Origin of the sequence: Cellulomonas hominis (assembly GCF_901521055.1) — a bacterium.
GTDB lineage: Bacteria > Actinomycetota > Actinomycetes > Actinomycetales > Cellulomonadaceae > Cellulomonas > Cellulomonas endometrii.
Window position 1 is genome coordinate 26,573 of sequence record NZ_CABEGA010000041.1, and the last position, 10,847, is coordinate 37,419.

General features: G+C 77.2%; 11 protein-coding genes. 10 read left to right on the forward strand and 1 reads right to left on the reverse strand.

Features of this window, described 5'->3' with window-relative positions; genetic code table 11:
* Positions 1-16 precede the first annotated feature (16 nt).
* The 6 genes from dapE to KJP73_RS12010 all read left to right on the forward strand — a co-directional run bounded on the left by dapE (position 17) and on the right by KJP73_RS12010 (position 6,200).
* Entirely contained in the window at positions 17-1,111 is a 1,095-nt protein-coding gene (dapE, locus tag KJP73_RS11985) for a succinyl-diaminopimelate desuccinylase (protein ID WP_213283092.1), read from the forward strand.
* Positions 1,112-1,202: 91 nt separating this feature from the next.
* Positions 1,203-2,051, forward strand: a complete 849-nt coding sequence (locus KJP73_RS11990) for a TIGR00730 family Rossman fold protein (protein WP_213283093.1) — start codon at positions 1,203-1,205, stop codon at positions 2,049-2,051.
* Positions 2,048-3,001 carry a dihydropteroate synthase gene (gene folP, locus KJP73_RS11995; protein ID WP_213283094.1) on the forward strand — a complete coding sequence of 318 codons (954 nt, stop codon included), beginning with the start codon at positions 2,048-2,050 and terminating at the stop codon, positions 2,999-3,001. The genes KJP73_RS11990 and folP overlap by 4 nt, the downstream gene beginning before the upstream one ends.
* Positions 2,998-4,245 (forward strand): hypothetical protein, encoded by a 1,248-nt coding sequence (locus KJP73_RS12000; protein WP_213283095.1) that lies wholly within the window; start codon positions 2,998-3,000, stop codon positions 4,243-4,245. Before folP ends, KJP73_RS12000 begins: the two co-directional genes overlap by 4 nt.
* Positions 4,246-4,403: 158 nt before the next feature.
* A complete protein-coding gene (locus KJP73_RS12005; RefSeq protein WP_082812748.1) occupies positions 4,404-4,571 on the forward strand; it encodes a DUF3117 domain-containing protein in 168 nt (55 codons plus the stop codon).
* 21 nt (positions 4,572-4,592) lie between these two features.
* Positions 4,593-6,200 carry a leucyl aminopeptidase family protein gene (locus KJP73_RS12010; RefSeq protein WP_213283096.1) on the forward strand — a complete coding sequence of 536 codons (1,608 nt, stop codon included), beginning with the start codon at positions 4,593-4,595 and terminating at the stop codon, positions 6,198-6,200.
* Positions 6,201-6,373: 173 nt separating this feature from the next.
* On the opposite strand, the gene KJP73_RS12015 is transcribed toward KJP73_RS12010, so the two are convergent.
* Positions 6,374-7,006, reverse strand: coding sequence for an O-methyltransferase (locus KJP73_RS12015; RefSeq protein WP_213283105.1), 633 nt, complete (start codon positions 7,004-7,006; stop codon positions 6,374-6,376).
* Between the two features lie 249 nt (positions 7,007-7,255).
* On the opposite strand from KJP73_RS12015, the gene sigE reads away from it, so the two are divergent.
* The 4 genes from sigE to KJP73_RS12035 form a co-directional block, all read left to right on the forward strand.
* Positions 7,256-7,894 (forward strand): RNA polymerase sigma factor SigE, encoded by a 639-nt coding sequence (gene sigE, locus KJP73_RS12020; RefSeq protein ID WP_213283097.1) that lies wholly within the window; start codon positions 7,256-7,258, stop codon positions 7,892-7,894.
* Complete coding sequence (locus KJP73_RS12025; protein WP_213283098.1) at positions 7,891-8,985, forward strand: zf-HC2 domain-containing protein; 1,095 nt, start codon at positions 7,891-7,893, stop codon at positions 8,983-8,985. The genes sigE and KJP73_RS12025 overlap by 4 nt, the downstream gene beginning before the upstream one ends.
* Positions 8,982-10,466 carry a S1C family serine protease gene (locus KJP73_RS12030; protein ID WP_213283099.1) on the forward strand — a complete coding sequence of 495 codons (1,485 nt, stop codon included), beginning with the start codon at positions 8,982-8,984 and terminating at the stop codon, positions 10,464-10,466. Before KJP73_RS12025 ends, KJP73_RS12030 begins: the two co-directional genes overlap by 4 nt.
* Before the next feature lie 53 nt (positions 10,467-10,519).
* The coding region (locus KJP73_RS12035) for a twin-arginine translocase TatA/TatE family subunit (RefSeq protein WP_213283100.1) at positions 10,520-10,847 on the forward strand (328 nt) is incomplete at its 3' end.

Genomic DNA, 10,847 nt, shown 5'->3' on the forward strand with positions numbered 1-10,847 from the left:
CGATAGGGTCGCGGGCGTGACGACCACCACCCCGCTCGACCTGACCACCGACCTGACGACGCTCACGGCGCGCCTCTGCGACCTCGAGTCGGTGAGCGGGGACGAGCGTGTGCTGGCCGACGCGATCGAGCAGGCGCTGCGCGCGTACCCGCACCTGGAGGTGCTGCGCGACGGGGACGCCGTGGTCGCCCGGACGCGGCTCGGCCGGGCCTCGCGGGTGGTCGTCGCCGGGCACATCGACACCGTGCCGGTCGCCGGCAACCTGCCCACCCGGCTGGAGGGCACGGGGGGCGACGCGATCCTGTGGGGCCGCGGCACGGTCGACATGAAGGGCGGCGTGGCGGTGCAGCTGGCGCTCGCGGCCGCGCTGTCCGAACCGACCCGTGACGTCACCTGGGTGTTCTACGACCACGAGGAGGTCGACGCCTCGCTGAACGGCCTCGGGCGGATCGCGCGTTCGCACCCGGACTGGCTGGCCGCCGACTTCGCGGTGCTGTGCGAGCCGACGGACGCCGGGCTGGAGGGCGGCTGCAACGGCACGCTGCGCGCGCAGGTCCGGGTGCCCGGCGTCGCGGCCCACTCCGCCCGCGCCTGGACGGGCGTCAACGCGATCCACGCCGCCGCGCCGGTGCTCGCGCGCCTCGCGGCGTACGAGCCGGCGTCCGTCGAGGTCGACGGCCTGGTCTACCGCGAGGGCCTGAACGCCGTGCTGATCGAGGGCGGCGTCGCGACGAACGTCATCCCCGACCGCTGCGTCGTCACCGTCAACTACCGGTTCGCGCCGTCGCGGAGCGTCGAGGAGGCCGCCGAGCACGTCCGCGACCTGCTCGGCGGGTACGACGTCGTCGTCACGGACTCCGCGGCGGGCGCGCGTCCGGGCCTGGACGACCCCGCCGCGGCCGAGTTCGCGGCCGCCGTGCTCGGCGTCACCGGCGGCGCGCCGGCCCCGAAGTACGGCTGGACCGACGTGGCGCGGTTCTCGGCGCTCGGCGTCCCGGCGGTCAACTTCGGCCCCGGGGACCCGCTGCTCGCGCACAAGGACGACGAGCACCTGCCGGTCGCGCAGCTCCAGCTCTGCCACGACGCCCTCCGGGCGTGGCTGACGGCCTGAGGGCGGCGGTCACCGACGGTTCACCCGCCGTCCGCCCGGTGTCCTCCCGGTCCGGCGCGGCGCGCGCCGGGACTCCGTAGAGTCGGCTCCCATGAGTGACGACGGCGTTCCCGCCCCCGGCTCCGGCTACCGCAAGGGCCCGGTCCTGCTGCGGCGCGGGCAGATCCCTGCGACCACCAGCGACCAGCGGCTGCTGCGCGGCGGCGACGGCGCGGACTGGCTGCACGGCGACCCGTGGCGGGTCATGCGCATCCAGAGCGAGTTCGTGGAGGGCTTCGGCGCGCTCGCCGAGCTCGGCCCGGCGGTGAGCGTCTTCGGCTCCGCGCGCACGCTGCCCGAGCACCCGGACTTCGCGCTGGGCGAGGCCGTCGGCCGGCGGCTGGCCGAGGCGGGGTACGCGGTGATCACCGGTGGCGGGCCCGGCATCATGTCGGCGGCGAACAAGGGCGCGACCGAGGCCGGCGGCCTGTCCGTCGGGCTGGGGATCGAGCTGCCGTTCGAGCAGGGCATGAACCCGTGGGTCGACCTCGGCGTCAACTTCCGGTACTTCTTCGCGCGCAAGACGATGTTCGTGAAGTACGCCGAGGGGTTCATCGTGCTGCCCGGCGGCTTCGGGACGTTCGACGAGCTGTTCGAGGCGCTCACCCTGGTGCAGACGCACAAGGTCACCGAGTTCCCGATCGTCCTGGTCGGCTCGGACTACTGGCAGGGCATGGTCGACTGGCTGCGCGGGCCCGTGCTGGAGCGCGGCATGATCCGCGAGGCCGACCTGGACCTGCTCCAGCTGGTCGACGACCCCGACGAGGCGGTCCGGATCGTGCAGGACCGCGGCGCCGAGATCCGCGCCGCCGAGCAGGCCGCGGCCGAGGCGGCGGCGCGCGCCCAGGAGGAGTCCGAGGCGGAGGTGGACGCGGAGGCCGCGGCCGAGGGGCGCGGGTGAGCGGAGCCGATCCCGGCGGCCCGCCCCCCGCCGAGGTGCCGTCGGCGGGGGCGCCGCTGCTGCTGCGCGACCGCTGGGTCGGCCCCGACCGGCCCGTGGTCATGGCGGTGGTGAACCGCACGCCGGACTCGTTCTACGCCGCCGCGCGGTACGACGACGACGGCGCCGACGCGGCGGTCGCCCGCGCGGAGGAGGAGGGCGCCGACCTGGTCGACCTCGGCGGGGTGCGCGCCGGCCGCGGGCCGGCCGTGGACGTCGCGGAGGAGATCGCGCGCGTCGTCCCCCTCGTCGAGCGCGTCCGGCGGCGGCACCCGGACCTGCTGGTGAGCGTCGACACGTGGCGCGCCGAGGTCGCCCGCGCCGCCGCCGACGCGGGCGCGGACCTGCTCAACGACACGTGGGCCGGGCACGACCCGGCGCTGGTGGAGGTCGCCGCGGAGCGAGGGCTGGGGGTGGTCTGCTCGCACACCGGCGGGCTGCCGCCCCGCACCGACCCGCTGCGGGTGTCGTACCCCCTGCGGGACGACGCCCCCGCGGGCACGGACCCGCGCGACGGCGTGCTGGACGACGTGCTCGCGACCCTCCGGGCTGCCGCCGCGCGCGCGGTCGGCCTGGGCGTGCACCCCTCCAGCGTGCTCGTCGACCCCACGCACGACTTCGGCAAGAGCACCTGGCACTCGCTGCACCTGGTCCGGCGCACCGCGGCGCTCACCGCGCTCGGGCACCCGGTGCTGGTCGCCCTGTCCCGCAAGGACTTCGTCGGCGAGACCCTGGACCTGCCGCCCGAGGACCGCCTGGAGGGCACCCTGGCGGCGACGTCGGTCGCCGCGTGGCTCGGCGCCCGGGTGTTCCGCGCGCACGACGTGCGTGCGACCCGTCGGACCGTGGACATGGTGGCGGCCCTGCGCGGCGACCTGCCTCCCGCCCGCGCGGTGCGAGGGCTGGCGTGACGGCACCCTCCCCGGGGCAAGGCCTCGACGCGCGCCGGCGCCCCCTCGACCCGCGGTCGTGGCCGTGGTGGGTGCAGGCGCTCGCGGTGTACGCCGTGGCGCGCGCGTTCTCCGCCGTGCTGCTGCTCGTCGTCGCCCGGCACCAGGAGGCGAACGGCTGGACGGGGGCGTCCCCCGGGTACGCCGCCTACACGGGCCTGATGTGGGACGCCACCTGGTACCGGCGGATCGCCGAGGGCGGCTACCCGACCACGCTGCCCGTCGGGGCCGACGGCCTCGTCCAGCAGAACGAGTGGGCGTTCTTCCCGCTGTACCCGCTGCTGGTCCGCGGCCTGATGACGCTCACCGGCGGCTCCTGGGCGGTGCTCGCCCCGACCGTGTCGCTGCTGGCCGGTGCCGGTGCTGTGCTGCTGGTGCACCGGACCGTCGTGCGCGGCGCGCCCCGCGCGGTCGCCGCCCGCCCCGGGCTGCCGCTGGCGACCGTGCTGCTGGTCAGCGTGTTCCCGACGTCGGTCGTGCTGCAGGTCGGCTACACCGAGGCGCTCGCGCTGCTGCTCGTCGCGGCCTCGCTCCTGGCGATCGTCACGCGCCGGTACGGCTGGGCCTGCGCCGCGGTGCTCGCCCTCGGGTTCACGCGTGCGGTCGCGCTGCCGATGGCGGTCGTCGTGCTCGTGCACGGGCTGGTGCGGCTGCGGGAGTGGCGGCGGCAGGGGGAGCGGCCGCCGGGCCGGGACCTCCTCGGGATCGGGGGGCTCGCGGTCACCGCGGTGCTCTCCGGGGTCGCGTGGATCGCGATCTGCGGCTGGGTGACCGGCGTCCCGGACGCGTACCTGCAGACGCAGGAGGCCTGGCGGGGCGCGCGGACGACGGCGCCGTTCGCGGGCTGGACCTACGTGCCGGCGTTCTGGTTCGGCGACGCCGCGCCGCTGGTGGTGCTCGCCGCGGCCGTGCTCGTGCTGGCGTGCCTGCTCGCCCCGTCGACGTGGCGGCTGGGCCGCGAGCTGCACGCGTGGTCCGCCGCGTACCTGCTCTACCTCGCCGCGGCGGTCGAGCCCGGCAGCAGCCTGGCGCGGTTCCTCGTCCTGGCGTTCCCGCTGGGCGCGGCGACCGCCGGCGTCGTGACCCGGCCGCGGTGGGCCCGGTGGGCGTGGACCGGCGCGGTGGTGGTGCTCATGCTCGCGCTGCAGGTGGTGTGGGTGTGGCGGATCTGGCGCCTGGTGCCCCCGTCGGGCTGGCCGCCGTGAGCCTCACCACCGGACACGGCCCGCCCTGTCGCCTGGGTGAACTAGACTGAGCGTCGGACATCCGGGCCCCGGACGCCCGCCCGCGCACGCCCCGCCCCCCGCGGGACCAGCGGCTCGGGCACCCGGACGCCCAGCCACGACGCGAAGGAGAGCCCCGCATGGCCGCGATGAAGCCGAGGACTGGTGACGGTCCGCTCGAGGTGACCAAGGAGGGCCGCGGCATCGTCATGCGGGTCCCGCTCGAGGGCGGTGGCCGACTCGTCGTCGAGCTCAACGCGACCGAGGCGCAGGAGCTGGGCGAGGCCCTCACCTCCGTCGTCTCCTGACGCGGCACGGCGCGCTCTGACGTGGCTCGTTCCCTGACGCACCCCGAGGTGCGTATCGGCCGGCCGGTGCCGGCGGTCGCCCTGGCCGCCGGCACGCTCGCGTCGTCGCCGCTCCTGCTGGAGCCCGACGTCGACGCGGTGGCCGTCCCGGTCGCCCCGCCGGCCGAGGCGGACGACGACCTGCAGCCCCGCCGCGGGACCGCCGACGCCGCCGCGCGGTACGGCATCGACCTGGCGGAGCTCGCGGAGCGCGCCGGGCTCACCGGCGCCCCCGGCGAGGCGTGGACGCTGCTGCTGCCCCGGCCGGTCGGCAGCGCGGGCACCCCGCTGCCCTGGTCCGGGCTGCCGCGCCGGCTCGTGCTGGTCGGCGTGGGCGGCGGCACCCCCGACGAGCTCCGGCGCGCCGGAGCCGCCCTGGCCCGCGCCACCCGCGGGCTGCGTCGCGTGCTCACCACCGTCGCCACCGAGCCCGGCTCGGACGGCCCGCGGTCGGTGCGCGCGCTCGCCGAGGGCTACCTGCTCGCCGCGTACCGCGTGCAGCGCATCGGCCAGCAGCCCGGCGCCGCCGAGCAGCCCGCCGAGCAGCTGCTCGTCGTCGGGCGCGAGGGCGTGCGCGTCCAGGCCGCGCTCGACGACGCCGTCCGCGGGGCGACCGCCACGTGGCTGGTCCGCGACCTCGCGAACACCCCGTCCAGCATCAAGACCCCGGAGTGGGTGGCGGACCGCGCGGGAGACCTCGCGCGTGCCGCCGGCGTGCGGGTCGACGTGCTCGGCCCCCGCGAGCTGGCCGCCCAGGGCTTCGGCGGGATCCTCGCCGTCGGCGCGGGCTCCGCGTCGCCGCCGCGCCTCGTGACCGTGTCGTACGAGCCGGACGCCGGCGCCGGTGCGCGCCGCGGGCGGCACGTCGTGGTCGTCGGCAAGGGCATCACCTACGACACGGGCGGCATCTCCATCAAGCCGCGCGAGTCGATGGTGCCGATGAAGACGGACATGGCGGGCGCCGCCGTCGCGCTCGCCACCGTGCTGGGTGCGGCCGCCGCGCAGCTGCCGCACCGGGTGACGGCCGTGCTGCCCCTGGCCGAGAACCACTTCGGCGCCTCGTCCTACCGGCCCGGCGACGTCCTGCGCATGTGGGGCGGCCGGACCGTCGAGATCGCGAACACCGACGCCGAGGGCCGGCTCGTGCTCGGGGACGCCCTCGCGTGGGCCGCCGCGACGCTCGACCCCGACGTCCTGCTCGACGTCGCGACGCTCACCGGCGCCGCGAGCCTCGGGCTCGGCAAGCAGCACGCTGCGCTGTACGCCACCGACGACCGGCTCGCCGCCGCGATCGAGACGGCCGCCGCAGAGTCGGGGGAGCCGGTCTGGACGATGCCGCTCGTCGAGGACTACACCGACGCGGTGCGGTCCACGGTCGCCGACCTCCGGCACGTCCCCCAGGACCTGAAGTACGGCGGCGGCTCGATCACCGCCGCGCTGTTCCTGCGCGAGTTCGTGGGCACCCGCACGTGGGCGCACCTCGACATCGCCGGTCCCGCGCGCTCGACGGCGGACAAGCACGAGGTCACCGAGGGCGCCACGGGCTACGGCGCCCGCCTGCTCCTGCGCTACCTGACCGCCCTGCGCTGACGCGTCGGGCGGCGCCCGGCGCGCGCCGGGCGCCGCCACGCGCCGCGTGCCGCCGCGTGCCGCGAGGTCGTCATCACGGGACGAGGTCGTCAGTCCTGCGGGACGACCTCGTGCGCGAGTGACGACCTCGGCGTCCCGTCGACGTCGGCCTCCCGTCGACCCCGGCGCCCGGGTCAGCGGCGGACGGCCACCAGCAGGCCGTCGCCGACCGGGAGGAGCGCCGGGAGCAGCCGGTCGTCGTCGCGGACCTTGCGGCCCGTCTCCCGGACGATCGTCGTGGCCTCGTCGCGCCGCGCCGGGTCCGCGACCCGGTCGTGCCACAGCGCGTCGTCCACCGCCAGCACCCCGCCGGGGCGCAGCAGCCGGACCGCCTGGTCCACGTAGCTCGGGTAGCCCTCGATGTCCGCGTCCACGAACACCAGGTCGTACGCGCCGTCCGTCAGCCGCGGCAGCACGTCGAGGGCGCGGCCGGAGATCGTGCGGGTGCGCGCGGGCCGCACGCCCTCCTCGGCGAACGCCTGCTTGGCCGCGCGCTGGTGCTCCACCTCGACGTCGATGGTGGTCAGCACGCCGTCGGACGGCATGCCGCGCAGCAGGTGCAGGCCGCTGACGCCCGCGCCGGTGCCGACCTCGACCACGGCGCGGGCGCGCACCGCGGCGGCCAGGACCGACAGCGCCGCACCGGTGCCGGGCGCGACCGCCGTGCAGCCGAGCTCGCCGGCGCGGTCGCGCGCGCGCAGCAGGGTGTCGTCCTCGGGGGCGAAGCCCTCCGCGTAGACCCAGCTGGCGGCCTTGTCGGTGGCGATGGTGTCCTCCTGGGACGTCGTGCGGGCGGGAGTGTCGGCGCAGGCCAGCCTAGTGCGCGCGGGGCCGCCGGTCGGGCGGCGGCACGCGACGCGCCCGGGCGCACCCCGCGGCGTCCCGGCGGGGTGGGAACCGGAGCGGTCCTGTGTCCGTTCTGGGTGAACAGGGGCGGAGCAGGTTCGCACCGCGGTCCGCGTCCTGGGAGGATGACTGGTGTGCCGCACCCGCGGCCCCGAACCCGAAGGACGTGGATGGCGACCCCGTTGCCCGACCCGGACTGGCAGCCCCCGACGTGGGAGGCGATCGTCCGCGAGCACTCCGCGCGCGTCTACCGACTGGCCTACCGGCTGACGGGCAACCGGCACGACGCCGAGGACCTCACGCAGGAGGTCTTCGTCCGGGTGTTCCGCTCGCTGTCGACGTACACGCCGGGCACGTTCGAGGGCTGGCTGCACCGCATCACCACGAACCTGTTCCTCGACCAGGCCCGTCGGCGCCAGCGCATCCGGATGGACGCGATGGGCGAGGACGGCGACCGGTACCCCGCCACGGGCGCCGGGCCGGAGCGCGCGTTCGAGCACGACAACCTCGACGTCGACATCCAGCGCGCGCTCGACGAGCTGCCGCCGGAGTACCGCGCCGCCGTGGTCCTCTGCGACATCGAGGGCCTGTCCTACGAGGAGATCGCGGTCACCCTGGGCATCAAGCTCGGCACCGTCCGCTCGCGCATCCACCGGGCCCGCGCACGGCTGCGCGTCGCGCTCGAGCACCGCGCCCCGGCGGCGGTCCGCGCGGCCGCGGACCCCGGCGCACCCACGCAGGCCGGTGCGCCCACGGAGCACCACCTCCCCGTACCGAGAGCGCAGTCCGCCCCGGCGGGTGCCCGATGACGGGCCACCTCGGCGACCGGGTCAGCGCCCTCGTCGACGGTCAGCTCGCGCCGGCCGCCGCCGAGCGGGCGCTCGCGCACGTCGCCTGCTGCCCGCGGTGCGCCTCGGACCTCGCCGCCGCTCGGGCCGCCCGTCGGGTGCTGTCCGACGTGGACGACGTCCGGCCGGCCGGCGACCTCACCGCGCGGCTGCTCGCCCTGGGCGGCGCGACCGGCCCCGACGGCGCACCCGGCGCACCCGCCCCGCGGCCGTCGCGGCCGATGGACCCGTTCGTGCCGCCGTCCGGCGCGCGGGGGACCTCCGCCGCGTTCGGCGACGGCCGCGCGCTGCTCGGCCAGCAGCCCGGCGTGCTCGGCTCCCGTGGCCTGCTCGGCGGCGGCGTGCTCGGGGGCAGCGTGCTCGGCGGCGGCGTGCTCGGGGGCGGGGTGCTCGGCGGTCGCGGTCTCATCGGGACGCGCGACCCGCTCGGCGCGCACGGACGACGCGGGCTCCGCGCGGCCGTGGGGTCGCTGACCGGGCTCGGGATGGTCGCCGTCGGACTGTTCCTGCTGGGGGACCGGCCGCCGGTCGCACCCGCCACGGAGTCCTCGGAGGCGCTGTCGCTGCTCGGCGACGCCGGCGCGGCCGCCGTCCCGGTGTCCGTCGGCGCGGAGCCGGCGGCGGGCGCGTCGACCGAGCAGTACCTGGAGTGGATGCGCGCGGAGGGCTGGACCTGCCCGACCGAGGTGCCGGACGACTGGTCCGTGACCTCGGTGCGGCTGCGGGACGGCGGCGCGACCCTCGAGGTCGACCTGTCCGGCCCGTCGGGGGACGTCGTGGTCACCGAGCAGCACGGGCGCCTGGACGCCGCCGCGCTCACGGCCGCCGACCGGCTCGACGTCGACGGCCGCACCGTCTACCTGCTCTCGAGCGCACCGTGGCACGCCGCCTGGCAGTCGGGGGACACGGTGATCGAGATCGTCTCGGCCGACGCCGGGCCGGACGTCGCGACGGTCGTCTCGCAGTTCCCGGACGGGGAGTTCGACTCCGGGCTGCCCGCCCGCCTGACCCGCGGGTGGGACACGTTCACCGCCGCGATGCACCTGCCGTGACGGCGCCGCACGAGGGCCGGCCGGACGCCGGTCGCAACCGGAACCCGTTCGCGGCGCCGGGACCGGCCGCACCGGACCCGTTCGCGCCGGACCCGTTCGCGCCGCCGCCCGCAGCGCCGCCCGCCGGGTGGGCACCGCCGCCGGCGTGGTCCGCGCCCGGCACGGCGCCCGCGCCGGTGTGGCCGCCCGCGCGCCCCGGCGGCGACGGTCGCGACACGTCCGCCGAGCCGCCCGCCCTGCTGCCGCCCGCCCCGCTGCCGACGGAGCCCGGTGCCGCTCCGGCGCCCGTGGTGCTGCCGGTCCTGCCCGGCTCCGCGCACCCCGACGGGCTGCCGCCGGGGTTCGCTCCGGTGGGGCCGGCCCTGCGTCCGCGCCGCCGGCGCCGGGTGCCGCTCGGCGTGGTCGCGGGCCTCGTCGTCGCGGCGTTCGGTGCGGGCGTGCTCGGGGGCCTCGTCGGCGCCCGGGTGGAGAACGCTGACGACCGGCTCGCCGACGCGGGCCTGCCGGCGGCGGTGGGTACCGGCGCGGGCGACCGCGCCCCGGACAGCGTCGCGGGCATCGCCGAGCAGGTGCTGCCGTCGGTCGTGTCCATCGAGGTCACGTCGGCCGCGGGCTCCTCGACGGGCTCCGGCATGGTGCTGCGCCAGGACGGGTACATCCTCACCAACCACCACGTCGTGGCCGGCGGGGGCGACGCGGACGCGACGGTCGTGGTGCTGCTCGCCGACGGCTCGCAGGAGCCGGCGACGGTCGTCGGCAGCACCCCGGACTACGACCTCGCCGTGCTGAAGATCGAGGTCGAGGGGCTGGTGCCGCTGGTGCTCGGCGACTCCGACCAGGTCCGGGTCGGCGACCCGGTCGTCGCGGTCGGTGCGCCGCTCGGCCTCGCCGGGACCGTCACCACCGGCATCGTGAGCGCCCGCAACCGCCCGGTCGCGGCCGGTGACGGCACGGAGTCGACCGCCTTCATCAACGCGCTGCAGACCGACGCGGCGATCAACCCCGGCAACTCCGGCGGCCCGCTCGTCAACGCCGCCGGGGAGGTCGTGGGCATCAACTCGGCCATCGCGCAGCCGCCCGGCACGGCGGCCACGAGCGGCGGCAGCATCGGCCTCGGGTTCGCCATCCCCTCCAACCAGGCGCGACGCACCGCGGAGCAGCTCATCGAGACCGGCACGGCGACGTACCCGGTCATCGGCGTGCTCCTCGACGGCGAGTACACCGGCGAGGGCGTCCAGGTCGCGACGCAGGCGCAGGGCGCGCAGCAGCCCGTCACCCCGGACGGCCCGGCGGACCGCGCCGGCATCCGCGCCGGCGACGTCATCCTGTCGATCGACGGCCGGCCGGTCACCGCGTCGGACGAGCTCGTGGTCGCGATCCGGGCGCGCACACCGGGCGACGCGGTGCTGCTGCGGGTCCGCGCGGCCGACGGGACGGAGCGCGACGTGCGGGTGGTCCTGGACGAGTCGGCGCAGGGCTGAGGCCCTCGCGGGAGCCGGTGGGCTGCGCGGGCACCGGGCGGTAGCCTGGGCGCGTGTTCGACATCAACGGCGGCGAGTTCCTCGTGATCCTGCTCGTCGCCGTGATCGTGATCGGACCCTCGCGGCTGCCCCGGTACGCCGAGCAGCTCGCGCGCCTGACCAAGCAGGCCCGGCACTACCTGCAGGACGCGAAGCGGCGCGTCGACGACGAGCTGGGCGACGACGTCAAGGACATCGACTGGGAGGCGCTCGACCCCCGGAAGTACGACCCCCGGCGCATCGTCCGTGACGCCCTGCTCGACGACGACACCCCGGCGCGCGCCGGGGTGTCGTCGTCGAGCAGGGCGTCACGGACGATGCGCCGGGGGTCGTACTTCCGGG

Bases quoted from the DNA above. Each gene is read 5' to 3' on its own strand.
- KJP73_RS12005 (WP_082812748.1), top strand. From the start codon at position 4,404: ATGGCCGCGATGAAGCCGAGGACTGGTGACGGTCCGCTCGAGGTGACC.
- sigE (WP_213283097.1), top strand. From the start codon at position 7,256: ATGGCGACCCCGTTGCCCGACCCGGACTGGCAGCCCCCGACGTGGGAG.
- KJP73_RS12025 (WP_213283098.1), top strand. From the start codon at position 7,891: ATGACGGGCCACCTCGGCGACCGGGTCAGCGCCCTCGTCGACGGTCAG.
- KJP73_RS11990 (WP_213283093.1), top strand. From the start codon at position 1,203: ATGAGTGACGACGGCGTTCCCGCCCCCGGCTCCGGCTACCGCAAGGGC.